Raw genomic sequence first — 23,673 nt, forward strand, 5'->3', positions numbered from 1 at the left:
GTGACCCGCTCGTTCACCCTCACCTTGAGCTGCCCGAACCGCAGCGGCATCGTGCACGCCGTCAGCTCGTACCTGTTCCAGCACGGCTGCGACATCGGCGAACACCAGCAGTTCGACGATCCGGTGCGCGGCAGGCTGTTCCTGCGCACCCATGTCACCGCCGGGCACGACATCGACATCAACGAGATCTCGCGCGGGTTCGAACCCGTCGCCGCGGACTTCGAGATGAGCTTCGCCTTCGCCCCCGACCGCGACGCGCGGATCCTGGTGATGGTCTCCAAACTCGGGCACTGCCTCAACGATCTGATCTACCGCTGGCGCGCGGGCAGCCTCAGCGCCGACATCGTCGCGGTGGTGTCCAACCACGAGGATCTGCGGCCCATGGCCGAATCCGCCGGCCTGCCGTTCATCCACATCCCGGTCACCCGCGAGAGCAAACCGGAAGCCGAAGCCCGGCTGCTGCGGGTGGTGGAGGACTACGACGCGGAGCTGGTCGTGCTCGCCCGCTACATGCAGGTCCTGTCCGACCAGACCTGCAAGGCGCTGCACGGCCGGGCGATCAACATCCACCACTCGTTCCTGCCGGGGTTCAAGGGAGCGAAGCCCTACCACCAGGCCTACGGGCGCGGCGTGAAGCTCGTCGGGGCGACGGCGCACTACGTCACCCCGGAGCTGGACGAAGGCCCGATCATCGAGCAGGAGGTGATCCGCATCGATCACACCCACGATCCCACGGCGTTGCAGACGGTCGGCCGCGACGCCGAGGCACTCGCGCTGTCCCGCGCCGTCCGCTGGCACTGCGAGCGCCGGCTGTTGCTCAACGGCCACAGCACCGTCGTTTTCCAGTAGGACCGGCCGATCCGGATCTCGCCCTTGACAGCCACCCTGGCGAAGCGCTGATATTTCGTAGCGCATCGCGCACCAGGTTGCGATCAGCGCAACTCTCTGATCCCTGCTCACCGCTCCCCTCGCGGGAGCCGCGCCCCCACCTCGCCGAGCGCTCATTCCGGGCGCCGTGACGCGATCCCGTTTCTCTCGAGCAAGGAGCCCTTCCATGACGACCGGTGAGCTCTCCGCATCCGTTGAGGAGCAAGGTCTCCCCGCGAGCCTGCGCGAAACACTCGCGGGCCACTACTACACCGACCCCGAGATCTTCCGCGCCGAACAGGAGTCGATCTTCGAGGCGGGCTGGTTCTGCTCGGTGCTCAGCGCAGACCTGGCCCGCCCCGGCCAGTACGAGACCGTTCAGATCGGCCGGGAGAGCGTCATCGTCGTGCGGGGCCGCGACGGCGGGATCAAGGCCCACCTCAACGTGTGCCGGCACCGCGGCGCCCGGCTGTGCACGGAGGAGCGGGGCGAGGTGCGGCGGTCGTTCCAATGTCCCTACCACGCCTGGACTTACGCGCTCGACGGCAAGCTGATCGCCGCGCCGAACCTCACCGCGATGCCGGACGTCGGCCGCGACGACTACGGCTTGCACCGGGTGCACGTCCGGGAATGGCTCGGCTACGTCTGGCTGTGCCTGGCCGAGGATCCGCCGTCGTTCGAGGACACCGTCATCAACGACGTCACCGACCGCCTGGGCACACCGGACGCGATCGTCGGCTATCAGGTCGCCGACCTCAAGCTCGGCAGGCGCATCGAGTACGACGTGCGGGCGAACTGGAAGCAGATCGTCGAGAACTTCATGGAGTGCTACCACTGCGCCACGATCCACCCGGAGCTGACCGAGGTGCTGCCGGAGTTCGCCGACGGTCTCGCGGCTCAGTACTTCGTCGGCCACGGCGCGGAATTCGGCGAGAACATCCGAGGTTTCACCGTCGACGGCTCCGAGGGCGTCGCGCGGCTGCCCGGCGTGAACGAGGAGCAGGACCGGCGCTACTACGCCATCACCGTGCGGCCGCAGGTCTTCATCAACCTGGTGCCCGATCACGTGGTGTTCCACCGCATGTTCCCGGTCTCCGTGGATCGGACCATCGTGCGGTGCGACTGGCTCTACCTGCCGGAGGTGGTGGACTCGGGCGTCGACATCGACCGCTCGGTGGAGCTGTTCCACCGGGTCAACCAGCAGGACTTCGACGCGTGCGAACGCTGCCAGCTGGCGATGGACTCCCGCTCCTACAAGAACGGCGGGGTGCTGGTCCCGAGTGAGCACCACATCGAACAGTTCCACGACTGGGTGCGAGCACGCGTCGGCTGAGCCTCGACAGCGGCCCCGTGCGGGCATCGACCGGATCTCCGCACGGGGCTTCTCGCCGCCCGGAGAACAGCCGCACCGCGGGGATTCCTCACCCCAGGAGTACGCGCTTGAGCACTGCGGCGCCGTCCGTCTGACGGCTATCGGCCACTGCCTCCGGTCACGTTCGAGGAGTCGCTTCGGCGCCGGGGAGGCTCGGGCCGCACGGCTGACCGCACGGCCGACGGCGTTGCGCATCGCCAGTCCGCGGGAGGTGCGGGGGATCAGCAGCGCGGAGAGGAGGCCGACGCGCCGGAGCCGTCGGTCCACCTCACGACGATGGGCGGCCTCGTAGGCGCGGAAAGCGCGGGAGTGGTCGTCCGGGTGCGCGGTGACAGCCCCGGCGAGCGCGTGCGCACCCGCCACGGCGAGGCTGGATCCGTCACCGAGCAGCGCCGCAGCGGACGCCGAGTCGCCGAGCAACGCCACCCGGCCTCGCGCCCAGCCGCGCAGCCGCACGTTCCGGAGCGGGTCGAGGAACGGGTCCGGACGCGCCTCGTACGCGCCGACCAGCTCTGCCGCCCGCCAGCCCACGCCCGCGAACGCATCGGCGACGATTCGTTTGCGCAGCTCGATGTCGTGGCGATCGTGCCGGTGGGTGCCCGGATCGCGAAACGTGAACATGGCCTGCGGCGTCTCCCGTGACGGGTGGACGGCCAACATCCGGCCCGGGGTGGTCAGGGAGCGCATGTGCCAGTCCTTCGACCTGCCGGTGGCCAAGCAGACTCGGACCTACCACTTCCGCACGCTGCGCGATGCGGGGCTCATCCGCGACATCGACTGCGGGAACAAGAAGGGCATCCTGCTACGCAGGAACGCTCTTGATCGACGTTTCCCCGGCCTGTTCGACCTGCTGGCGGCGGAATTCGGCAACGCCACCCGCTCTCGCGGCTCGCGAAGCCGCTGAGGTTCCACCACCCGACCCGCTTGCGCAGGTCCGCTCCGGAGGCCCGTTACTGGCGGGGTTGCTCCAACGGGACTCCCTCGTCGGACAACGGCGGTGGCGGGAGTTCCGCGCTGGAGGTCAACGGAGCGGCGCCGTCGAGCGGGCGTCCGGCCTGTTCCTTCAGGAAATGGGTGCTGATGACCCCGATGACGCCCGCGCCGACGAGGTAGAACCCGGGCCAGTCGAGGTTGCCGGTGGCGGTCACGGCCGCCTCGATGATCGTCGGTGCGGTTCCGGCGAACAGGGACACCGCGAGGTTGAAGATGACCGCCAGGCTGCTGTACCGGATCATCGTCGGGAACAGCGCGGGCAGCGTCGACGGTGACACCGCCGCGAAGCACACCAGCGACAAGCCCATGATCAGCAGCCCGGCGAGCTGGCCCACCAGCCCTTCGCGGAGCAACCACACGGCGGGCAGGCCCAGGAAGATCAGCGACAGACTTCCCGTCATGAGCACGGGTTTTCGCCCGATCCGGTCGCTGAGGCGGCCGACGGACACGATCACGCACAGCATCACGCCCATGACGGCGACCTGCATCGCGGCCGCCACCGCCTGGCTGCTGCCGACCGCACCGTTGCGCGGGAGCGTCGCGGCCAAGTAGGCGGGAACGTAGTTGGTCATGACGTAGTTCGTGACGTTCCAAGCGACGATCACACCGGTCGCGACCAGCGCGGCGGAGCGGTAGTGGACCACGACGATCTGCAGCGCACGGCGGGCGGACATCGTGCTCAGCGCAGGCGAACGCTCCATCAGCTGCCGGAACGCCGGGGTGTCCTCCAGCCGCATCCGCAGGTAGATGCCGGTCAAGCCGAGCGGCAGGGCCAGCATGAACGGCAGCCGCCAGCCCCACGACAGCAGGCCGTCGGCGGGCACGGCCGCGATCACCGTCGCGCACACGCCCGCGCCCAGGGCGTATCCGGCCAGGGTGCTGAATTCGAGCCAGCTGCCGAAGAATCCGCGCCGCCGATCCGGGGCGTACTCGGCGATCAGGGTCAGCGCACCGGTGTATTCGCCGCCGACGGAGAAACCCTGCAGCATCCGGATGAGCAGCACCAGCAGCGGAGCGGCCAAGCCGAACGACCCGTGGCTCGGGATCAGCCCGAGCAGCACGGTCGCCACCGCCATCAGCAGCATCGTCGCCGACAGCACCTTGGTGCGGCCGATCCGGTCCCCGAGCCGCCCGAACACGAAGCCGCCGAGCGGGCGCATCAGGAACGCGGCCGCGAACGCGCCGAGCGTGTAGACGGTCGCCCATTGGCCGCCGCCGGGGAAGAACACCCGATCCAGCACGGCGGCCGCCAGGTACGAGTAGATGCCGAAGTCGTACCACACGGCGACATTCCCGATGGAGGTCGCCGCGACCGCCCGGTGGACGGTGCGTTCTTCTTGCACGACAGGCGGAGTCAGCCCCCGTCGGCGGCGCCTGGGCTTCTCGGTCATGAGGTCTCCCCCCGGAGCCTGTCCTTGATCTCGTGGGGTCGGCGGTCATCGCGCAGCGGCTTCGCCGCTGGCACGACAGGGACACCGAAACCACTTGCACACGCCCGAATCGCCCTAGTTCAAAGACACGGTCTCAGCGGCCTCATCACCCTTGATGCGGGGATCGACGGTTGATATATCTGTGCACGATAAGACAGAGCCTCAGCCGGGTCAACGCCCCGAACGGCTCCTCGACCCGGCACCCCTCGTTGGCCGAGAATTCGGCGAGCACCACCCGAACATGCCGCGACACAAGCAGATCGCGGCTCCGATCACGCGACCGACCCGCCCGGCGGCACCCTGCGGGGACCGCCCGGCCGAACGCGCTCCCGTGCTCGGTTCATCCGGCGGCAACACCGATTCCGTTGCGCTCAACGCAACGGGCATCGCGATTCGGCGCCGAAATTCCATCGTTGACGACCAAGGGGGCGAGCCGCATTCTGTCTGTTGCGAATTGCACGACGGGTTCCGCCATCTGCAACAGGAGGCAACATGATCTTCGTAGGTGAGCTGGCCGGCCTTCCCCCGGAGAGTCGGTACGCGTCCAGGGCGAAGCGCCGATCGCGGTGTTCAATGTGGACGGTGAGCTGTTCGCGATCGACGACACCTGCACGCACCAGGACGCGTCGCTGTCGGACGGTTTCCTGGAGGGCTGCGCGGTCGAATGCCCGTTGCACGCCGCCTGTTTCGACCTGCGAACGGGCCGCCCCAGCGGACCTCCCGCGAAGAAGCCCGTCCGCACCCACCAGGTGTCGGTCGATGACGGCCTGATCTACGTCCTCGAGACGACCTCGGTCGACGTCGCCGTGGAAGGAGTGAGTTGATGCGGCACATCACGATCGTCGGGGCGTCCCTCGCCGGCCTGACGACGGCCCGTTCGCTGCGAGAGCACGAATTCGACGGGCGAATCCTCGTCATCGGCGACGAGAAGCACGCCCCCTACGACCGCCCTCCCCTGTCGAAGGAGTTCCTGGCGGGCACCTCGTCCGAGGACGACATCGACCTGACCGACCCCGACGACGCCTCGCTCGGGATCGAGTGGCGGCTCGGCCGCACCGCCGGAGCCCTCGACACCGGCGAGCGCACCGTCCTGCTCGACGACGGGGAGCGCATCACCACCGACGCCGTCGTACTGGCCACCGGGGCGCGGGCGCGCACCCTCCCGTCGTCCGTCCCCGAGGGCGTGCACACCCTCCGCACGCTCGACGACGCGCGCGCACTGCGCACGGAACTCGTCCCCGGAGCACGGCTCGTCGTCATCGGAGCCGGGTTCATCGGAGCCGAAATCGCCTCGACCGCGGCCGGGCTCGGCTGTGAAGTGGACATCGTCGAAGCGGCGGCGGCTCCCCTGGAGCGGGCGCTCGGCCCTGACCTGGGCGCCGTGTGCGGCAGGCTGCACGGCCGCAACGGCGTCCGGATGCACCTGCGAACCGGACTCGCCGAGTTGGTGGGCCGACCGCGCGTGACGGCAGTGCGGCTCGACGACGGGCGGGAGCTGCCCGCCGACGTGGTGGTGGTCGGCATCGGCGCGCAGCCGAACGTGGAATGGCTCGCGGATTCGGGAATCCCGTTGCACAACGGCGTTCTCACCGATGAGCGGGGACTCACCGACGTACCGGCAGTCGCCGCGGTCGGGGACTGCGCCAACTCCCATCGGTCCTACACCGCCGCGTCCATGCGCCTGGAGCATTGGACGAACGCGGCGCAGCAACCCGCGGCGGCCGTCGCGGCGCTGCTCGGCCGGGAACACACCGCTCCCGCGCATCACGCCGTTCCCTACTTCTGGTCCGACCAGTACGGCCACAAGCTCCAGTTCGCGGGGCACCGCACGGCGGACTGCACGATCCAGGTCGAAGAAGGAGATCTCGACTCCGGCGACTTCCTCGCGCTGTTCGTCGACGGCGCGGGCACTCCGGTGGGAGCGCTCGGCATCGACCGGCCCCGTTCGTTCGGCCGATGGCGCCGCCGTCTCGCGGGGAGGCTCTGAAAGTTCACCCGCACCGACGCGACGAGCTCCCGGGCGGAATCACCCTCCGCCGGGATCCGGCCTGCTCGTCGGGCGGAAGCAAGAATGCACTCCGGCGCTGCGACAAGGGCTCGGACGGGGACGCGACCCCGGTCTCGTTCCCGCTCGCCGATCGCGGACGCGCCGAACTCCGACCCCGTCAGACCACCGCCCGAATCGCCTTCTCGAAACCGAGCACGTGCTCGCGGGCGAGCCGCTCGGACTCGACGATGTCCCGGGCGCCGATCGCCCGCAGCAACGCGGTGTGCTCGCCGACGTGGCTGTCGAAGTTCACCATCCGGTCCAGGAACAGGCAGAAGATCCTGGTCGCCAGATTGTCGTAGCGCACCAGGGTGTCCTCCAGGTGCGGATTTCCGGCCGCGCCGTAGATGGCGCGGTGCACGTGCAGGTCCCAGCGCATCAACTCGTCCCGGCTGAGCGAGCGCACGTCGACCCGGTCCAGGGCGTCGGCCAGCTCGTCCAAACCGCCCAGCGTCGCCGCGTCCGCGGACTCGGCGGCCCGCCGCGCCGCCAGCGGCTCCAGTTGCACCCGGAGGTCGGAGATGTAGGCGAGATCGGTGATGTCGACCGCTGTGGCGAAGGTGCCCCGCCGCGGGTAGGACACCACGAGCCGGTCGATCTCCAGTCGCTTCAGCGCCTCGCGCACCGGAGTCCGGCCGATGTCCAGCGACGCGGCGAGCGCGACGTCGTCGATCGCCGTCATCGGCGGTATGTCGAGCATGATCAGGCGGTCTCGGATGGCCAGGTAGGCCTTGTCGGCCATCGAGGTGTACGCCGTTTCCTCGCTGGTCACAGCGTCCATCCCGGGCTCGGGCACGTCGGCGGGAAGCTGCCTCCGAACGTGCGGACATGACTTGACATATCAGCATTGTATCTGTTGGCCATTTGACGACGCCCGGTCGACGTGGGGGGCGTCACCGCCTCGTCGAGCTCGCTCTGCCCTCCAGTGCCGGAGAAAACGCGGCCCCGCGGGCTCGATCCCAGATGGTGAACGGGCTTTGCTCTCCCTTGTACCGGGACATCCCGCCGCTTAACGTCCGGTTCCATGCCGCACAAGGGTTTGTCCGCGAGTCGACGACGGTTCCTGTTCTGGTCGGGCGCCGCGGCGGCCGGTGCCGCACTCGGGAGTTCCGCCGCGCACGCGTCCGTTTCCGGGCGCCCGAACATCGTCGTCGTGCTCGCCGACGACCTGGGGTACGGCGAACTCGGTTCTTACGGACAGCGCCTCATCAGCACACCGAACCTGGACGCGCTGGCTGCGGAGGGCGTGCGGTTCACCCAGGCGTACGCGGGCGCACCGGTCTGCGCGCCGTCCCGCTGCACCCTGCTCACCGGGCTCCACACCGGACACGCGACGGTGCGGCAGAATCCGGAGGACGGGCCGCAAGGCTCGCTGACCGACGCCGACACCACCTTCGGCAACGTGCTGCGCGACGCCGGATATCGCACCGCCGTGATCGGCAAGTGGGGGTTCGGTCCGGAGGAACCCGACCAGCCCAGCAGCCCGAGGCGGCGCGGCTTCGACGAGTTCTTCGGCTACGTCACCCACGGCCACGCGCACGAATACTTCCCGGATCAGTTGTGGCACAACGACGAGCGGATTCCGATCCCGGAGAACCGCGACGGTGCCGCGCGGGTGTTCGCACCGGACCTGTTCGCCGAGCTCGCAACGGACTTCATCGCGCACCACCGGGACGACCCGTTCCTGCTGTTCTACACACCGAACCTGCCGCACGCCCCGCAGGAGGTTCCCAGCGACGAGCCGTACTCGGACCGGCCGTGGCCCCAGGGCGATCGCGCGCACGCGGCCCAGATCACCAGACTCGACGGCTACGTCGGCCGGGTCATGGAATCCTTGCGGCACAACGGAATCGCCGAGAACACGATCGTGCTGTTCGCCAGCGACAACGGCGGGCACGAGGAAGGGCGGCCGACGTTCGACCCGGAGCGCTTCCGCTCCAACGGCGCGCTGCGCGGGTACAAGCGGAACCTGTACGACGGCGGCATCCGGGTGCCGCTGCTCGCGTGGGCACCGGGCCTGCTGCCCGGCACGGTCGGTCGGGTCAGCGATCAGGTCTGCGCGTTCTGGGATCTGCTTCCGACGCTGGCGGATTTCGGCGGCGCCCGCGTTCCCGAAGGACTCGACGGCATATCGCTTCGTCCGGCGATGAGCGGCACCGCGCCAGCCGTCCCGCGCACGTTGTACTTCTACCGCCGCGAGCCCGGTGTCACGGAGCGGGCGAACGCCGAGGACGGCGGCAGGCTCCGGCACGTGGCCGAGGCCGTGCGCCGCGACGGCTGGAAGGCGGTGCGGTTCGCACCGGGCCGGGAGCACGACGTGCCGGACGAGCAGTGGCAGGTCGAGCTCTACGACCTCGACGCCGACATGTCCGAACGCCACGACGTGGCCGCGCAGCACCCGTCCGTGGTGCGAGAACTCGTCGCCGAGATGCACTCCGCGTGGGTCTCCCCCGGGTAGCCCCGGCGAGGGCTCTCATCGCGGAGTGAGCTCGTTCAGCCACATCGCGGCCCGCGCGCGGAAGAGTCCCGGCGGCAACCGGCCCGAACCTGCGGGAATGGCGCCCACGATGGGAACTCCGGTGACGCGGAGCAGTTCGGTGCGGTTGCACTGTTCGGCCTGCCCGAGGTCCGGCGGCAGCGCGCCGAGCACCAGCCCGTCCGGTTCCAGGCCGCGTGAACGCAGCGCGTCGACGGTCAGTTCGGTGTGGTTGAGGGTGCCGAGGCCGATCCGGGTCACGACGTGCGTCCGCACCGGGTGGTCCTCGGCGAGTTCGGCGGCGAGGTCCAGCAGGGTGCCGCCCGCGGTGTCGAGGCGGACGCGGACTCCTCCCGCGCCTTCGACGAGCACGGTGTCGCGGCTGCGGGCGAGTTCGCGGATGCGGGCGGCGTGCTCGCCCACGGTGGGGATCTCGACGCCGCGCAGCCGGGCCGCCGTGTCCGGCGCGAGCGGATCTTCGAGCCGGGTGAACTCGGCGACCTCGCAGCCGGCCAGGTGCCGCACGACGGAGATGTCCGGTTCGTCGGTGCCGACACCGGTCTGCGTCGGCTTGACGACGATCGTGCCCGGCCCGTGCCGGACCGCCAGCGCGGCGGTGGTCACGGTCTTGCCGACACCGGTGTCGGTCCCCACGACGAAGACGATCACGCTGACCTCCGGTGTTCGTGCACGACCCCGGCCAGCACCTCGACCGCGGCGGACCAGCGCGGCTCGTTGATGCCTGCCCGGGTGGTGATCCGGAGCCGGGAGATCCCGTCCGGAACCGAGGGCGGCCGGAAGCACCCGACCCGGACTCCTGCCGCCAGCGCCGCGGCCTGGGCGGCGACGGCGACCTGCGGCGACGGCATCGGCGCCGAGAGCACCGCGCCCGCCGATCGCGGCACGCCGAGCCGTTCGGCCAGCTCGCCACCGCGCCGGTGGACGGTCGAGGGCAGTTCGGGCTGTCGCCGCAGCCGGCGAAGCGACTCCAGCGCACCGGCGGTGGGAGCGGGGGCGAGCCCGGTGTCGAAGATGAACGGGCGGGCGCGGTTGGTGAGGTGATCGATCAACGCCGCCGACCCCAGCACCGCGCCGCCCATCGCGCCCAGCGACTTCGACAGCGTCGCCGTGACGACCACCTGCGGGTGCCGGGCCAGGTCGTGGGCGTGCACGAGTCCCCTGCCGCCGTCTCCGACGACGCCGAGCCCGTGGGCTTCGTCGACGACGAGCAGCGCGTCGTGCTCCGTGCAGGCCGCGGCCAGCTCCGGCAGCGGGGCGGCGTCACCGAGCACCGAGAAGATCGACTCGGTCAGGACGATCGCCCGCCGGTCACCGGCACCGGCCAAGGCGGCCCGCACCGCCGCCACGTCGTTGTGCGGGACCACCTCGATCGCGGCGCGGGACAGCCGGGCGGCGTCGATCAGCGAGGCGTGCGCGTGCGCGTCGGAGACGATCAGCGACCGCTTGTCCGCCAGCGCGGTCACCGCGGACAGGTTCGCGTGGTATCCGGTGGAGAACACCAGCGCGGCTTCGCGGCCGGTGAACTCGGCCAGCTCGCGTTCCAGGTCGGCGTGCAGGTCGATGGTGCCGGTGACCAGCCGGGACGCCCCCGAGCCCGCGCCCCACTCCAGGGCGGCGCCGGCCGCGGCCCGCCGCACTCCGGGGTGCGCGCTGAGCCCCAGGTAGTCGTTCCCGGCCAGGTCGATGACGTCCTCGGCGGCCGCCCTCGGTCGCAACGTGCGCTGCAATCCCGCCTGCTCGCGCGCGGCGCGTTGCTCGGTGAACCACGCGTCCCAGCCGCTCATCCGATCTCCGCCGCCGCCGCGATCCCGCCGCAGAGGGCGGCGATGTCCGCATCGGTGCACACGTACGGCGGCATGGTGTAGATCAAGTCGCGGAACGGCCGCAGCCACACGCCGTGCTCCAGCGCCGCTTCGGTCGCCTTGACCGCGTTGATCTCGTGGTCGAGCTGGACCACGCCGACCGCGCCGAGCACGCGCACGTCGAGAGCCGGAATCTCGTGCAGCGCCTGCAAACCCGCGTTGATCCGCCGCACGTCGGCCGCCCAGTCACCGTGCACCAGCAGGTCCAGGCTGGCCGTGGCGACCGCGCAGGCCAACGGGTTGCCCATGAACGTGGGGCCGTGCATGAGCACGCCGGAATCCGATGCGGACAGCCCGCGCGCCACCTCCGCCGTGCACAGCGCGGCGGCCAGCGACAGATAGCCGCCGGTGAGCGCTTTGCCGACGCACAGCACGTCCGGCCGCACTCCCCCGGCGTCTCCGGCGAACAGGGTTCCGGTGCGGCCGAAACCCGTTGCGATCTCGTCGAAGACGAGCACCAGGCCGTGTTCGTCGGCGACCTCGCGGAAGACCGCCAGGCACTGCGCGGAATAGGGCCACATCCCGCCCGCGCCTTGCAGCAGCGGCTCCACGATCAACCCGGCGAGCCCGTCCGCGTGCTCCGCCGCGAGCGCCCGGAACCCCTCCGCCCAGGCCGCGACCTCGCCGTCGTCGCGCGGTGGCCGTTCGCCGAACACCTGCTCCGGCAGCACACCCGACCACATGGCGTGCATGCCGCCATCCGGGTCGCACACGCTCATGCAGTCGAACGTGTCGCCGTGGTATCCGCCGCGGACCGTGAGGAACCGGGTGCGCCCCGTCCGGCCCGTTCCGCGCTGGTATTGCAGCGCCATCTTCATCGCGACCTCGACGCCGACCGACCCGGAGTCGGCGAGGAAGACGCGGTCGAGCCCGTCGGGCGTGATGTCGACGAGGCGCCGGGCCAGTTCGACGGCGGGCTCGTGGGTGAGCCCGCCGAACATCACGTGCGACATCCGCTCGACCTGGCCGCGCACCGCCTCGTCGAGCACGGGATGCCGGTAGCCGTGGACGGCCGACCACCAGGACGCCATGCCGTCCACGACCTCACCGACGCCGTCGATGTTGATCCGGCTGCCGGATGCCCCGGTGACCAGGCGCGTCGGCGCCGGATCGGTCATCGACGTGTACGGGTGCCACAGGTGCTCGCGGTCGAACGCGAGCTGTTCGTCGGGAGTCATCGGTCAGGCGTTCGGCAGGAGGTCGGTTCCGGCTCCGCGACGGCGGATCACCGGCCCCTCGGCCCGCTGGGCGAGGTCCTGCTCGGAACCGAGGACGACGAAGCCGTTGTCCCGGATCATCTCCAGGTCCACCTCGGCCGACTGGCCCTCCGAGGTCAGGTAGTCGCCGAGGAAGATCGAGTTGGCGACGTGCAGCGCGATCGGCTGCAGCGACCGCAGGTGCACCTCACGGCCACCGGCGATCCGGATCTCCCTGTCCGGGCAGACGAATCGCGCCATCGCCAGGATCAGCAGGCAGCGCGCCGGAGTGAGCTCCCAGGTGTTCTCGAACGGGGTGCCGTCGAACGGCAGCAGGAAGTTGACCGGGATCGAGTCGGATTCCAGCTCCCGCAGCGCGAACAGCGCCTCGACCAGCTGCTCGTCGGTCTCTCCCAGCCCGGCGATCAGGCCGGAGCACGGGGACAGTCCCGCGCCCTTCGCCTTCTGCACGGTGTCCACGCGGTCGGCGTAGGTGTGGGTCTGGACGATGTTGTGGTGGTGGCTCTCGGCGGTGTTGATGTTGTGGTTGTAGGCGTCCACCCCGGCGTCCTTGAGGCGTTCCGCCTGGTCGTCCTTGAGCAGCCCCAGGCAGGCGCAGATCTCGACGTCCGGGTGCTGCTCCTTGAGCGCCCCGGCCATCTCCGCGACCTTGTCGATGTCCCGAGGCGACGGCCCGCGTCCGGAGGCGACCATGCACACCCGGCTCGCGCCGCCCTTGAGCCCGGCACCGGCCTGCTCCAGCGCGGCGTCCTTGGACAGCCACGAGTACTTCAGGATCGGGGTGGCGGAGCCGAGCGCCTGCGAGCAGTAGTTGCAGTTCTCCTGGCACAGCCCCGATTTGAGGTCCACCAGGTAGTTGACCTTCACCGTGTTCCCGAAGTGCGCGCGGCGCAGCCGACCGGCGGCGGCCACCACGGACATCAGTTCGTCGTCGGTGGCCCGCAGCACGGCGAGCGCATCTTCGGCGGAAGCCGGACTCCCGGCGAGGACGTCGTCGGCGAGCTGGTCGAAGGTGCTGGTCATCGCTTCTCCCGGGGTCGGTTTCCGCAGCGACCTGAACGGTGTTCAGGTGAACGGCGTTCAGGTTAAACTGGGTGGACCGATCGGTCAACGGGAAGGGTTCGAGTGCGCTACCACCGCAGCGACATCGTCGATCGCGCCATCACGGTCCTCGACGAATACGGGCTGGAATCACTGACGATGCGCAGGCTCGCCTCCGAACTCGGCGTCCAGCCCAGCGCGCTCTACCACCACGTGCCGAACAAGCAGACGCTGCTCGCCGCGATCGCCGATGAGATCGTGCGCCGCGGGCGGCGACCGCGCCAGGCGACGGCGTGGGATCGACGGGTGGTCGAGATCTGCGGCGAACTCCGGAACGCGATGCTCGCCTACCGGGACGGCGCCGAAGTCGTCGCCACGGCGCACACCTTCGGCCTCGGCCGGGACGAACCCACCGGTCGCCTGCGGGAGGCGCTGGGCGACGGCGGGCTGCCCGAGGACATGGTCGACCTGGCCACCCGAACCTTCCTGCATCTGATCTTCGGGCACGCCACGGAGGAACAGACCGCACTGCAGGCGGCCAGCGCGGGCGCCATCGACCGTGAGCCGGGCGGCCCGGACGACTTCGAACGAAGCCTCGAACTGGTCCTGGACGGCTTACGAGCCAGGGTTCGCTAGGACGGCGTTCAGTCGTCGAGGCTGATTCGGGCGTCCTCGGCGACCGCGACGAGCAAGACCTTCGTGTCACCCGAGAGCAGCTGCCAGCTGTGCCGGACTCCACCGGAGCAGTAGAGCGCGTCGCCTTCGGCGAGGTCGTGCTCGGCTTCGCCCGCCACCACGCGGGCCGATCCGCGCACGACGTAGAGCAGTTCGTCGTTGCGGTGCACGAATTCGCGGTCGCCGTGGCGCCCGCCGCTGAACTCCAGCGCGTGCAGCTGACGCCGGCCGCGCACGAGCGCGCGCACGGTGCCGTCCTGGTCGTCTTCCGCCGCTCGCTGAGCCCGCTCACCGGCGCGCACGACGTCGACGTGCCCGGCTCGCTCGGCGCCCGCGAGGAGCTGGACCGCGGTCGTGCCCAGCGCGTCGGCCAGCCGTTGCAGCGAGGCCATGCTCGGGTTCGCTCGGTCGTTCTCGACCTGACTCAGAAACGGTGCGGACAATCCGCTGAGCCCGGCGACCTCGGCGAGCGTGCGCCCGAGCTCCTTGCGTCGCGCGCGGATCACGCGCCCCAGCATCGGCGCGCTCATTCCACTGGCCCAACACGTGAGATGGGCTTCCCCGATCGCCCTGATGGCATGTCAAATATTTGATGAACCCAAAACTTTGACAGCAAGGACGAGCGATGGACCAGAACACGTTGCGCCGGCGCGGCACCGGCCTGATCGGCGCCGATCCGGAGCTCGGTTTCGGTGGCTACACGCTCTACGCGCCGCTGACCAGCCCGGGAGTCGTGCACCTCGTGGACGCCGAAGGCGCCGAGGCGCACCGGTGGGAGCTGCCGTACCGGCCGGGGCGTCATGCCCGCATCCTGCCCAACGGCGATCTCGCCTACAACGGCGCCCTGCCAGGAGCACAGGTGCCGTTCGACATGTGGCACAAGTACCGCGGCGGCGCCATGTGCGAGGTCGCGCCCGACGGGACGATCCTCCGCGAGCATCACGACCCGTGGGCGCACCACGACGCGAACCACCTCGGCGACGGCCGGATCCTCTACGCCGCCGCCGAGCCCGTCGATCCGGCGCTCGTTCTCGGCGGGGTGTCCGGCACCGAGGCCGACGGCGCGGTCTACGCCGACGTGATCAGGGAGGTCGGCCCCGACGGCGAGCTGCTGTGGGAGTGGCGGGCGATCGAGCACCTGAACCCCGAGGACTACCCGCTGCAACCGCACTACTGGCGCGAGCACTGGCCACTGATCAACAGCGTCGCCGAACTGGCCGACGGCAGCATCGTGGCGAGCCTGCGCAGCGTCTCCGCGGTGATCGTGATCGAGCGGTCGACCGGGAACGTCGTGTGGCGCCTGGGTTCCGACGTGATCGCACAACAGCACTGCGTGTCCGAACTGGACGGCGGCAGACTGCTGATCTTCGACAACGGCACCTTCCGCTCCCGGGAGAGCGTGACGTTCTCGCGGGTGATCGAAGTCGACCGCGCGACGTCCGAGATCACCTGGGAGTACACCGATCCCACCAGGGAGGCGTTCTTCACCCCGTTCATGGGGAGCGCGCAGCGGCTGGGCAACGGCAATACGATGATCACCGAGTCCGCCTTCGGCCGGATCTTCGAGGTCACCCCGGAAGGCCGGGTGTGCTGGGAGTTCGTGGTGCCGCAGTTCTCGCGGTACGCCGATCCGGAGGCGGCGGCGGTGTTCCCGGGCGAGTCGAACGCGGTGTTCCGGGCGTACCGGTATTCGGCGAAGGAACTGCCATGGCTGCGGTGAAGACCGCCGAGGCGGTTCCCATCCGGACGCTCGCGCCGCTGGCGGTGCAGCACCTGCTGGTGATGATCACCGGGCCGATCTCGTCGGTGTTCCTCGTCGCGCACGCGCTCGACCTCGACGGGGACTCCTCCGCGCGGTTGCTGGCGGCGTTCTTCCTGGTCTCGGCGATCGGCACGGCGTTCCAGTCGACCGGCTTCCTGCGGGTGGGCGCGCGGTTGCCGTTCGTGATGCTGCCCGGCGGCGCCGCCGTGGTGCTGTTCATCCAGATCGCGCAGCGCACGGACGCGCGGACGGCGAGCGGCGCCGTGGTGCTGACCGCGCTGGCCTGCTTCGCGCTGGCACCGGTGTTCCTGCGGATCGTGCGGTTCTTCCCGCCGCTGGTGCTCGGCGTCATGGTGATCGTGATCGGCGTGAACCTGTTGCGCATCACCGCGCAGCTCGTGGTCGGGCCGACCGGCTCCGCCGAGCCCTCCTCGCTGTGGCTGGTGGCCGCGACGATCCTGCTGACGGTGCTGCTGTTCCGCTTCCTGCGCGGGGGTTGGCGCCGGGTCGCGGTGCTGCTGGGCATGGCCGGCGGCGTGCTGCTCGGGCTGGTGACCGGTCGGCTCGGCGAGGTCACGGGCGGCCCGGTGTTCGCCGTGCCGCAACCGTTCCCGTTCGGAGCACCGCACTTCGACCTGCTGGCGACCGTGCCGATGCTGCTGTTCGCGATCGGCGCGATGGCGGAGGCGACCGGGCAGACAGTGCTCAACGCGGAAGCCGTGGGCGAACCGCTCGACCGCAAGCGCCACCTCGGCGGCATCATCCGCGGCGACGCCCTCGCCTCGCTGCTGAGCGGCGCGTTCGGCGGTCCGGTGATGGTGACCAGCGGGGAGAACGTGGGAATCGTGCGCATCACGCGGGTGCGCAGCCGCTACGTCACCCTCGGCACGGCAGTGCTGCTGGCGGTGATCGCGTTCCTGGCTCCGGTGGCGCGGTTGATCAACGCGGTGCCGTCCGCCGTCGTGTGCGGCACCGGGCTGGTGGTGTTCGGCATGATCACCGGGCTGGGCGTGAAGATGCTGCGCGAGGTCGACTTCGGCGACGACGGCAACCTGATCGTCGCCACGGCGGCCCTCGTCGCCGGACTGCTGCCCGTCGTCGCGCCGGACCTCTACAAGGAGTTGCCGCCGTCGCTGGGACTGATCCTCGGCAGCGGCGTGACGATGGCGGCGGTCGTCGGCGTGCTCGGCAACCTCCTGTTCTCCGCACGATCCTCGGGCGCCGCCGCGATCCAGCCGCCGAAAAAGTCCACAATGGACTGATGTCGTGGATCAGGAAGGGAGATCCCGCAAGGCGGTCACCGGGTGCGGACTCCACTGCCCGCGCTCGACCCGGCCCAGTTGCTGGTCCGCGAAGTGCAGTCCGAATCCGAGCACGTCGTCGCGGCCGAGGCGTTCGACCAACCGCCGCCGGGAGCGCTCCGCCAACTCCCCGTCCGCGTCGAGCAGGACCTCCCAGTCGGGGTGGCGGACCTGGGCGGGCGAGTGCAGCGCGTCGCCGAACGCCACGACCTCGCGGCCGTCGCCGGTGTCCAGCACCCACGCGGTGTGGCCGGGCGTGTGACCGGGCAGCGCCCACGCGCGGACGCCCGGCACGACCTCGGCCCCGTCGTCGACGGTGAGCACGCGGTCGACGCCACCGGCGAGGGCCGGTTCGGCGCCGGATTCGGCCTCCGCCCATTCGCCCCGTCCCAGCATCCAGCGCGCCGCCGGGAACAGGCCGCGTCCGTCGTCGGTGGCGTCCGGCCGCGCCCAGCCGGTGTGGTCGGGGTGGAGGTGGGTGAACGCCACGTGCTCGATGTCGGCCGGGGCCACCCCGAGGTCGGCCAGCGTGTCCGGCAAGTACCGCACGTGCTCGAAGCGGTCCTGGAAGTCCTGCACCTCGTTCCCGGAGATCCGTCCGTGCCCGGCGTCGATGAGCAGCCGCGTCGAGCCGCGTTCGACGAGCAGCGCCCCGCATCCCATGGCGAGGAACCCGTCCTCGGTCCGATGCCGGCGCTCGTCGTCCCAGTCCCGTTCGGCGGTGGCCGGGTAGACCTTCGGCGGGATCATGTAGACGCCCGAATCGGGGAGGTGGGTCAGGGTGAGCTCACCGAGGGTGGTTCGCCACGGGCCGGGCATCCGGCGAGCGGGGTGGTCGTCCGAATCGGCGTGCTCGGCTGCTGGAGTGGTCATGACGTCGTCTCCGATGCGGTCGGTGCGGCGGCCGCGAACGGCCGCTCCTCCGGTCGAATTCGGTTCACCGTAACCACAAGGCGACGCCCGCCCGCTCGGGGCGGCCCGCCGACATCCCGAACTCGGCCCGTTCGGCCCATCGAAGCCACGCGAGTTCGCGCGCTTCCCGGAACTCCTCCGATACCACGGCGAGAACTCGCCGATCCGCAGGTCCGGTCCGCAGGACGAGCTATACAACGGGAACCGGTGCGCCGAGGCGCCGCGTCCCACGACGGAAGTGCCCATGCTCCAGCGCTCGCTGCTCACGGCCCTCACCACCGCCGCGCTGCTGGCCGGATCAATCCCGGCCGCCGCCTCACCGCACCCGGACGTCGGCCCCGGGACCCGGCTGATCGACCAGGACGCGAAGGTCACCGGCTTCGTGGATCCCGCCTGGTACCGGGCCAACATCCCGTTCGTGGACCTGCCCGACGCCGAGATCGAGGACACCTACTACTACCGCTGGCGGACGTTCAAGGAGGCGTTGAAGTACACCGGTCCCGAGGACGGCTGGATCGTCTCGGAGTTCCTCGGGCCGGTCGGCTACTCCGCGCCGGGCGGCGGGATCGCCGCCGCAGCGGGCCACCACCTCTACGAGGGCCGCTGGCTGCGCGACACCCGCTACCTGGACGACTACCTCGACTACTGGCTCACCGGCAGCGGCTCCGGCCCGAAACCCGCGACCGAGCCGCTGAACCCGAACACGACCGACTGGGCGCACCAATACTCGTTCTGGGTGGCAGACGCGGTCGTCGCCCGCACCTCCGTGGACGGGCGCTGGGACCGCGCGACCGCGGCGCTGCCGGAACTCGAACGGCAGTGGGCGGGCTGGGATCCGCAGTTCGACGCCGAACTCGGCCTCTACTGGCAGACGCCGGTGTGGGACGCGATGGAGTACACGGCGAGCTCTTACCAGAGCGACGACCCGTACCACGGCGGCGAGGGCTTCCGGCCGACGATCAACGCATACCAGTACGGCGACGCCAAGGCGATCGCGAGCCTGCTGCGCCGCACCGGCGACCTCGACCGCGCCGCGGACTACGAGACCCGAGCGACCGATTTGCGGTCCAATGTGGACGAACACCTGCGAGACGGGGATTTCTACAAGCACGTCATGCGCGACGGCAATCCCGCGCGCGACCCGATCGCCGACCGCGAGCAGATCGGCTTCGTCCCCTGGTACTTCGGCATGGCAGCGCCGGAGGCCGATCCGGCGTGGTCCCAACTCACCGACCCGCAGGGGTTCGCGGCGCCGCACGGCCCGACCACGGTGGAGCGGCGCAGCCCCTGGTACCTGCACGAGGCCGAGGAGGGCTGCTGCCGCTGGTCGGGTCCGAGCTGGCCCTACGCCACCTCCCAGACCCTGACGGCGCTCGCGAACCGGCTCCACAACGGCCCGGAGCAGGAGTACGTCGACCGGCAGGACTACTACGAACTGCTGCGCGGCTACGCGCTGACGCAGCGCAAGGACGGCCGTCCGTACGTCGCCGAGGCGCACCACCCCGACGAGGACCGGTGGCTCTACGACTCGCCGGGGCACAGCGAGGACTACAACCACTCGACGTTCAACGATCTGGTGCTCTCCGGCCTGCTCGGCATCCGGCCGCAACAGGACGACACCGCGCGGATCGCCCCGCTCGTCCCGGCGGAATGGGACCACTTCGCCGTGGAGAACGTGCCGTACCACGGGCACGACCTGAGCGTGTCGTGGGACCGGGACGGCGCGCACTACGGGCAGGGCGCGGGCCTGCGGATCCGGGTGGACGGCGCCGAAGTCCACCACCAGGCCGACCTGAGCCCGGTGAGCGTCCCGGTGGCCGGGTCCGCCGCCGAACCGCCGCGCCTGGTCGACGACCTCGTCAACGCCGACGGCACCGGCTTCCCCGCGGCGACCGCCTCCTACACCGGGGATTCCGACGATCCGCGGAAGGCCATCGACGGCCAGGAATTCCACCTGGACGTGCCCGGCACCAGGTGGACGAACCACGGCAGCCCCAACCCCACCGACCACTTGCAGATCGACACGGCCGCACCGATCGACGTCTCGGACGTGCGGATCTCCTTCTACGACGACGGCAACGAGGTCCGCACCCCGGACTCCTACCGACTCCAGTACCGGCGGGGCGACGAGTGGGCGGAGCTGCCGACGAGCCCTCCCCGCCCCGGCGAACCCGGCCGGGTCGTCGTGGACCCGCCGGTGCGCACCACCGCACTCCGCGTCACGCCGGTGCGCGAGCACGGCGGCGCGGTCGGCATCACCGCGCTCCAGTCCTGGCGCCCGTCTTCCTGAGGTGAATGCCGCCTTCGCCCCGCCGGTCGAGCGAGCCGTTCACTCCACCTGCCGGTTCAGGTGAATGCCGCCTTCGACCGGTGAAGTGGTCCCTGTTTGTTGGACTGGGTGAGTGAAGGCTAGGTGGTGAGGGCCTGGGCTCGGTATTCGGTGGGGGTGAGGTTCTTCAGTGTGGTGGAGATGCGGGTGGTGTTGTACCAGTCGAGGTAGTTCTCGAGGGCGGTGGTGAACTCGTCGGGGGTGTTGTAGTTGTGGTGGTGGAAGAGTTCTTCTTTGAGGTGGCTGAAGAAGTTTTCGGCGACGGCGTTGTCGAGGCAGGTCGCTTTCCGGGACATGGAGGGTGTCAGGTTTGCCTCGTGTAGCAGTTGGCGCCAGGAGGTGTGTCGGTAGTGGAAGCCTTGGTCGGTGTGCACGAGTGGGGTGTGGCCGGTGTTGAGGGTGGCGATGGCTTTGGTCAGTGATGAGTTGGTCAGGTGGGTGTCGGGTCGGGTGCTCCAGGAGTAGGACACGACGGAGCGGTCGAACAGGTCGATGATCGGTGAGAGATAGATTTTGCTTGTGCCGACACGGAATTCGGTGATGTCGGTGACCCATTTGGTGTTCGGTGCCGGGGCGGTGAAGTCGCGGTCCAGGACGTTGCCGGCGGTGGTGCCGGCCTCGCCCTTCCAGGATGAGTAGCGGCGTCGGCGGCGGACTGTGCAGGCCAGGCCGAGGGTGCGCATGATGTGCAGGACGGTCTTTTTCGCCGGTCTCAGGCCGTGGCGGTGCAGCATGGCGTGGACGCGGCGGTGCCCGTAACGGCCGTGGGCCTGCTGGAACACGTCGGTCACGGCCTGTTTCAGCCGGGCGTGCGGGTCCGGCCGGTCGAGCCGGGCCTGGTGATAGAAGAACGTCGACCGGGCCAGGCCCGCGACCTCCAGCAGTACCGCAAGCGGATAGTGCGCCTTGAGGGTGACGATGACCTGGGTTTTTACCCTCGCCCCTGTTCCTTCAAGGCCCGCAGTTTTTTTAGGTAGGCGTTCTCCGCGGACAACCGCAGATTCTCCGTCCGCAACCGTTCCAGTTCGGCCGTCTCGCCGTCCGGTGGTGGTTGTGGTTCGCGGGGTGGGCGGCCTTCCCGCTTGGGGCGCAACGCATCCTCGCCGTCACGCCGATATTGGCGCGCCCAATTTTTCACCTGCTTCGGTGACGACAGGTCATGCTCGGCGGCCAGCTCGGCCGCCGTGGCCTGCCCGGCCACGAACCGCAGCACCACGTCGAGTTTGAACTCGAACGAGTAGGACCGTTTGGTCGGTTTCATGATCAACGCTCCCGGGCCGCGCAACAACCATCGATCCCGCAACGTTCTCACCGCCGAAGCCGACACCCCCAACCGGGCCGCAGCCGACACCGCCCCATGACCAGCCCCGAACAACACCACAGCGGCCTCACGCTGCTCCCGCGACAACGAACTATGCGGATACACGAACCACTCCCCGGTAGCTGGAACTGACTTTCCAGTCCAACCACCGGGGACCAGTTCACCGGCGGGTGCAGGAGGCATTCACCTGGTCCGAGTGTGCGGCCGAGGTGATGTTCCCGGTCAGGCTGAGGGGTTCGCCACCGACGAGCGGATCCCGGTGTCGCCGGTCAGGTTCCAGCTCGCGAGCAGGTTCAGGGCCTCGCGCGACGCGGACCCCGCTTCCGCGGTGTAGACGTACAGGGAGGTGTCCGGATCGCCGGGGAGCGCGAAGGTCTCGTACTCGACGGTCAGCTCGCCCACAGGCGGGTGGTTCAGCCGCTTCGAGCCGTGGGTGCGCTGGTGAACGCGGTGTTCGTCCCACCACCGGGCGAACTCGGGGCTCCGCTCCCGCAGCTCGGCGACCAGCGCGTTCGTCGATCTGTCGCCGGGGTCGTTGCCCGCGTCCAGGCGCAGGCTCTCGACCGTCGCGCGGGCGTGCGGCTCCCAGTCCGCGAACAGCGACCGCGCTTCCCGGTCCAGGAACATCCAGCGCGCGTAGTTCCGCTCCACCGCCGGAATGCGGTCGAAGTCGGTGAACAACGCCCTGGCCATCCGGTTGCTCGCGAGCACGTCGGTGCGGCGCCCGAGGAGCAGCGCGGGCTCGCCGTCGAGGGCGTCGAGCAGTTGGTGCAGGCCGGGCCGCACCCGCTGCACCCCGCGAGCCCTGCCCCGCGCGGGACCGGCGGACCGGCCGATGAGGGCTTCGAGGTGCGCCCGGCCGGCGGCGTCGAGTTCGAGCGCGCGGCCGATGGCCGCCACCACCGCCGGGGACGGCACGATTCGCCGCCCCTGCTCCAGGCGCGCGTAGTAGTCGGTCGACACCCCGGCCAGCAACGCGACCTCCTCCCGCCGCAGTCCGGGCACCCGCCGCACCCGCCCGTCGGCGGGGAGGCCCGCCCGCGCGGGATCGCCGAGGCTGCGCGCCCGTCGCAGGAAGTCCGCCAGCTCGCGGTTGCTGTGGGCCATGCGGCCATTATCGCCGTCGGCACCCGCCCGCGTCCCGCTCGCGGGTGGACCGCCGCGTCCTAGGTTCGCCGGTCCGCGTCCGCGGAGGGCGCGAGATGGGCCGCGGCGACGGCTTTCCGAGCGGCAGTCTCGGGATCGAACGACACACGGTTCGGGCGGACGAGCGGGGCGGCTTCGAGACCGCCGCGAATCCCGCCGTCCGTCGCCCCGCGCCGTCACCGCTGCGATTCCCGAAAGGCCCTTCCCATGAGCAAGATCCTCATCATCATGTCCGCCGCCGACACCTGGGAGCGCACCGACGGTTCGTCCTACCCGACCGGCTATTGGGCGGAGGAGCTGGCCGCCCCGCACCAGAAGTTCGTCGAAGCGGGCCACCAGGTCGATTTCGCCTCGCCGGGCGGAGTCCTGCAGCCGCTGGACCGGCACAGCGCCGACCCCGAGATCGCCGGAGCCGACTGCGCCCGCCACGTGGAGCACGCCTCGACCGCGCTGCGCGAATTCGGGTCGCCGCTGCCGTTGCACGAGATCGACATCAGCGGCTACGCCGCCGTCCTGCTCCCCGGCGGCCACGGCCCGGTCGTCGACCTCCACCAGGACGCGGAGCTCGGGCGCCTGCTCATCCGGGCCGACGAGCTGGGCAAGATCATCGGCGCGGTCTGCCACGGCCCGGCGGGCCTGCTCAGCGCCATCGACCCGGCGGGCGGCTGGCGATTCGCCGGTCGCCGGATGGCCGCCTTCACCGATGAGGAGGAGCAGTTGTTCGGGACCGCTGAGGGCGCACCGTGGCTGCTCGCGAGCCGCCTGCGCGAACGCGGCGCGAAGCACGAGGGCGGCCCGGCCTACGAGGCGCACACCGTGCGGGACGGGAACCTGCTCACCGGCCAGAACCCGGCCTCCAGCGGGCCGCTGGCCGACGCGATGCTCGACGCGCTGGGCTGAT

The 23,673-nt window shown here is 70.3% G+C and carries 22 protein-coding genes and 1 pseudogene; 12 read left to right on the forward strand and 11 right to left on the reverse strand.

Features of this window, described 5'->3' with window-relative positions; translation table 11 throughout:
- The 4 genes from purU to H2Q94_RS18465 all read left to right on the forward strand — a co-directional run bounded on the left by purU (position 1) and on the right by H2Q94_RS18465 (position 3,143).
- Complete coding sequence (gene purU, locus H2Q94_RS18450) at positions 1–849, forward strand: formyltetrahydrofolate deformylase (RefSeq protein ID WP_243788441.1); 849 nt, start codon at positions 1–3, stop codon at positions 847–849.
- Between the two features lie 205 nt (positions 850–1,054).
- Positions 1,055–2,200 (forward strand): aromatic ring-hydroxylating oxygenase subunit alpha, encoded by a 1,146-nt coding sequence (locus H2Q94_RS18455; protein WP_243788442.1) that lies wholly within the window; start codon positions 1,055–1,057, stop codon positions 2,198–2,200.
- A 315-nt stretch (positions 2,201–2,515) separates the two neighbouring features.
- Complete coding sequence (locus H2Q94_RS18460; protein ID WP_243788443.1) at positions 2,516–2,881, forward strand: hypothetical protein; 366 nt, start codon at positions 2,516–2,518, stop codon at positions 2,879–2,881.
- Between the two features lie 43 nt (positions 2,882–2,924).
- Complete coding sequence (locus H2Q94_RS18465; RefSeq protein ID WP_243788444.1) at positions 2,925–3,143, forward strand: hypothetical protein; 219 nt, start codon at positions 2,925–2,927, stop codon at positions 3,141–3,143.
- 46 nt (positions 3,144–3,189) lie between these two features.
- Here the strand turns inward: H2Q94_RS18465 and H2Q94_RS18470 are convergent, their stop codons facing one another.
- The gene (locus H2Q94_RS18470; RefSeq protein ID WP_243788445.1) at positions 3,190–4,623 is read right to left on the reverse strand and encodes an MFS transporter; all 1,434 of its coding nucleotides are present in this window, start codon (positions 4,621–4,623) and stop codon (positions 3,190–3,192) included.
- A gap of 563 nt (positions 4,624–5,186) precedes the next feature.
- Here H2Q94_RS18470 and H2Q94_RS18475 point away from each other — a divergent pair.
- Positions 5,187–5,486 (forward strand): annotated as a pseudogene (locus H2Q94_RS18475) (bifunctional 3-phenylpropionate/cinnamic acid dioxygenase ferredoxin subunit); the annotation flags it as partial.
- Complete coding sequence (locus tag H2Q94_RS18480; protein WP_243788447.1) at positions 5,486–6,649, forward strand: NAD(P)/FAD-dependent oxidoreductase; 1,164 nt, start codon at positions 5,486–5,488, stop codon at positions 6,647–6,649. The pseudogene H2Q94_RS18475 and the gene H2Q94_RS18480, both read left to right, overlap by 1 nt.
- A gap of 178 nt (positions 6,650–6,827) precedes the next feature.
- Here the strand turns inward: H2Q94_RS18480 and H2Q94_RS18485 are convergent, their stop codons facing one another.
- Positions 6,828–7,490: a GntR family transcriptional regulator gene (locus tag H2Q94_RS18485; protein ID WP_243788448.1), complete on the reverse strand. Its 663-nt coding sequence runs from the start codon at positions 7,488–7,490 to the stop codon at positions 6,828–6,830.
- A 243-nt stretch (positions 7,491–7,733) separates the two neighbouring features.
- On the opposite strand from H2Q94_RS18485, the gene H2Q94_RS18490 reads away from it, so the two are divergent.
- The gene (locus tag H2Q94_RS18490) at positions 7,734–9,167 is read left to right on the forward strand and encodes an arylsulfatase (RefSeq protein WP_243788449.1); all 1,434 of its coding nucleotides are present in this window, start codon (positions 7,734–7,736) and stop codon (positions 9,165–9,167) included.
- Between the two features lie 15 nt (positions 9,168–9,182).
- Here H2Q94_RS18490 and bioD read toward each other — a convergent pair whose 3' ends face one another.
- Genes bioD through bioB form a run of 4 tightly spaced genes read right to left on the reverse strand, consistent with a single transcriptional unit; the run spans position 9,183 to position 13,308 of the window.
- Entirely contained in the window at positions 9,183–9,854 is a 672-nt protein-coding gene (gene bioD / locus H2Q94_RS18495; RefSeq protein ID WP_243788450.1) for a dethiobiotin synthase, read from the reverse strand.
- A complete protein-coding gene (locus H2Q94_RS18500) occupies positions 9,851–10,990 on the reverse strand; it encodes an 8-amino-7-oxononanoate synthase (protein WP_243788451.1) in 1,140 nt (379 codons plus the stop codon). Before H2Q94_RS18500 ends, bioD begins: the two co-directional genes overlap by 4 nt.
- The gene (locus H2Q94_RS18505) at positions 10,987–12,246 is read right to left on the reverse strand and encodes an adenosylmethionine--8-amino-7-oxononanoate transaminase (RefSeq protein ID WP_243788452.1); all 1,260 of its coding nucleotides are present in this window, start codon (positions 12,244–12,246) and stop codon (positions 10,987–10,989) included. The genes H2Q94_RS18500 and H2Q94_RS18505 overlap by 4 nt, the downstream gene beginning before the upstream one ends.
- Before the next feature lie 3 nt (positions 12,247–12,249).
- Positions 12,250–13,308 carry a biotin synthase BioB gene (bioB, locus tag H2Q94_RS18510; protein ID WP_243788453.1) on the reverse strand — a complete coding sequence of 353 codons (1,059 nt, stop codon included), beginning with the start codon at positions 13,306–13,308 and terminating at the stop codon, positions 12,250–12,252.
- A 102-nt stretch (positions 13,309–13,410) separates the two neighbouring features.
- On the opposite strand from bioB, the gene H2Q94_RS18515 reads away from it, so the two are divergent.
- A complete protein-coding gene (locus H2Q94_RS18515) occupies positions 13,411–13,962 on the forward strand; it encodes a TetR/AcrR family transcriptional regulator C-terminal domain-containing protein (RefSeq protein ID WP_243788454.1) in 552 nt (183 codons plus the stop codon).
- Between the two features lie 8 nt (positions 13,963–13,970).
- On the opposite strand, the gene H2Q94_RS18520 is transcribed toward H2Q94_RS18515, so the two are convergent.
- Positions 13,971–14,519, reverse strand: a complete 549-nt coding sequence (locus H2Q94_RS18520; RefSeq protein ID WP_243788455.1) for a helix-turn-helix domain-containing protein — start codon at positions 14,517–14,519, stop codon at positions 13,971–13,973.
- Positions 14,520–14,626: 107 nt separating this feature from the next.
- Between H2Q94_RS18520 and H2Q94_RS18525 the strand changes: the two genes are divergently transcribed.
- Together H2Q94_RS18525 and H2Q94_RS18530 are read left to right on the forward strand one after the other, a co-directional pair.
- Positions 14,627–15,721, forward strand: a complete 1,095-nt coding sequence (locus tag H2Q94_RS18525; protein ID WP_243788456.1) for an aryl-sulfate sulfotransferase — start codon at positions 14,627–14,629, stop codon at positions 15,719–15,721.
- On the forward strand, positions 15,709–17,025 hold the full coding sequence (locus H2Q94_RS18530; protein WP_243788457.1) for a uracil-xanthine permease family protein: 1,317 nt from the start codon (positions 15,709–15,711) through the stop codon (positions 17,023–17,025). Before H2Q94_RS18525 ends, H2Q94_RS18530 begins: the two co-directional genes overlap by 13 nt.
- 9 nt (positions 17,026–17,034) lie before the next feature.
- Here H2Q94_RS18530 and H2Q94_RS18535 read toward each other — a convergent pair whose 3' ends face one another.
- Entirely contained in the window at positions 17,035–17,937 is a 903-nt protein-coding gene (locus H2Q94_RS18535) for an MBL fold metallo-hydrolase (protein WP_243788458.1), read from the reverse strand.
- A gap of 283 nt (positions 17,938–18,220) precedes the next feature.
- Here H2Q94_RS18535 and H2Q94_RS18540 point away from each other — a divergent pair, with 283 nt between their 5' ends.
- Positions 18,221–20,266 (forward strand): discoidin domain-containing protein, encoded by a 2,046-nt coding sequence (locus tag H2Q94_RS18540; RefSeq protein WP_243788459.1) that lies wholly within the window; start codon positions 18,221–18,223, stop codon positions 20,264–20,266.
- Positions 20,267–20,385: 119 nt separating this feature from the next.
- Here H2Q94_RS18540 and H2Q94_RS18545 read toward each other — a convergent pair whose 3' ends face one another.
- The 3 genes from H2Q94_RS18545 to H2Q94_RS18555 all read right to left on the reverse strand — a co-directional run bounded on the left by H2Q94_RS18545 (position 20,386) and on the right by H2Q94_RS18555 (position 22,733).
- Positions 20,386–21,225 carry an IS3 family transposase gene (locus H2Q94_RS18545; RefSeq protein ID WP_243795566.1) on the reverse strand — a complete coding sequence of 280 codons (840 nt, stop codon included), beginning with the start codon at positions 21,223–21,225 and terminating at the stop codon, positions 20,386–20,388.
- 11 nt (positions 21,226–21,236) lie between these two features.
- The gene (locus H2Q94_RS18550) at positions 21,237–21,731 is read right to left on the reverse strand and encodes a helix-turn-helix domain-containing protein (RefSeq protein WP_243788041.1); all 495 of its coding nucleotides are present in this window, start codon (positions 21,729–21,731) and stop codon (positions 21,237–21,239) included.
- A 117-nt stretch (positions 21,732–21,848) separates the two neighbouring features.
- Positions 21,849–22,733: a helix-turn-helix transcriptional regulator gene (locus tag H2Q94_RS18555; RefSeq protein ID WP_243788460.1), complete on the reverse strand. Its 885-nt coding sequence runs from the start codon at positions 22,731–22,733 to the stop codon at positions 21,849–21,851.
- A 246-nt stretch (positions 22,734–22,979) separates the two neighbouring features.
- Between H2Q94_RS18555 and H2Q94_RS18560 the strand changes: the two genes are divergently transcribed.
- Positions 22,980–23,672 carry a type 1 glutamine amidotransferase domain-containing protein gene (locus H2Q94_RS18560; protein WP_243788461.1) on the forward strand — a complete coding sequence of 231 codons (693 nt, stop codon included), beginning with the start codon at positions 22,980–22,982 and terminating at the stop codon, positions 23,670–23,672.
- The last annotated feature ends 1 nt before the right edge of the window (position 23,673 follow it).

The organism is Saccharopolyspora gloriosae, assembly GCF_022828475.1.
Classification (GTDB): domain Bacteria; phylum Actinomycetota; class Actinomycetes; order Mycobacteriales; family Pseudonocardiaceae; genus Saccharopolyspora_C; species Saccharopolyspora_C gloriosae_A.

Excerpts from the sequence above, each read along its gene's own strand:
- bioB (WP_243788453.1), bottom strand. The coding sequence starts at position 13,308 with ATGACCAGCACCTTCGACCAGCTCGCCGACGACGTCCTCGCCGGGAGT.
- H2Q94_RS18535 (WP_243788458.1), bottom strand. The coding sequence starts at position 17,937 with ATGACCACTCCAGCAGCCGAGCACGCCGATTCGGACGACCACCCCGCT.
- H2Q94_RS18455 (WP_243788442.1), top strand. The coding sequence starts at position 1,055 with ATGACGACCGGTGAGCTCTCCGCATCCGTTGAGGAGCAAGGTCTCCCC.
- H2Q94_RS18520 (WP_243788455.1), bottom strand. The coding sequence starts at position 14,519 with ATGCTGGGGCGCGTGATCCGCGCGCGACGCAAGGAGCTCGGGCGCACG.
- H2Q94_RS18485 (WP_243788448.1), bottom strand. The coding sequence starts at position 7,490 with ATGGACGCTGTGACCAGCGAGGAAACGGCGTACACCTCGATGGCCGAC.
- H2Q94_RS18480 (WP_243788447.1), top strand. The coding sequence starts at position 5,486 with ATGCGGCACATCACGATCGTCGGGGCGTCCCTCGCCGGCCTGACGACG.
- H2Q94_RS18530 (WP_243788457.1), top strand. The coding sequence starts at position 15,709 with ATGGCTGCGGTGAAGACCGCCGAGGCGGTTCCCATCCGGACGCTCGCG.
- H2Q94_RS18555 (WP_243788460.1), bottom strand. The coding sequence starts at position 22,733 with ATGGCCCACAGCAACCGCGAGCTGGCGGACTTCCTGCGACGGGCGCGC.
- H2Q94_RS18525 (WP_243788456.1), top strand. The coding sequence starts at position 14,627 with ATGGACCAGAACACGTTGCGCCGGCGCGGCACCGGCCTGATCGGCGCC.
- H2Q94_RS18460 (WP_243788443.1), top strand. The coding sequence starts at position 2,516 with ATGGGCGGCCTCGTAGGCGCGGAAAGCGCGGGAGTGGTCGTCCGGGTG.
- H2Q94_RS18540 (WP_243788459.1), top strand. The coding sequence starts at position 18,221 with ATGCTCCAGCGCTCGCTGCTCACGGCCCTCACCACCGCCGCGCTGCTG.
- H2Q94_RS18505 (WP_243788452.1), bottom strand. The coding sequence starts at position 12,246 with ATGACTCCCGACGAACAGCTCGCGTTCGACCGCGAGCACCTGTGGCAC.
- H2Q94_RS18465 (WP_243788444.1), top strand. The coding sequence starts at position 2,925 with ATGTGCCAGTCCTTCGACCTGCCGGTGGCCAAGCAGACTCGGACCTAC.
- H2Q94_RS18490 (WP_243788449.1), top strand. The coding sequence starts at position 7,734 with ATGCCGCACAAGGGTTTGTCCGCGAGTCGACGACGGTTCCTGTTCTGG.
- H2Q94_RS18500 (WP_243788451.1), bottom strand. The coding sequence starts at position 10,990 with ATGAGCGGCTGGGACGCGTGGTTCACCGAGCAACGCGCCGCGCGCGAG.
- H2Q94_RS18560 (WP_243788461.1), top strand. The coding sequence starts at position 22,980 with ATGAGCAAGATCCTCATCATCATGTCCGCCGCCGACACCTGGGAGCGC.
- H2Q94_RS18470 (WP_243788445.1), bottom strand. The coding sequence starts at position 4,623 with ATGACCGAGAAGCCCAGGCGCCGCCGACGGGGGCTGACTCCGCCTGTC.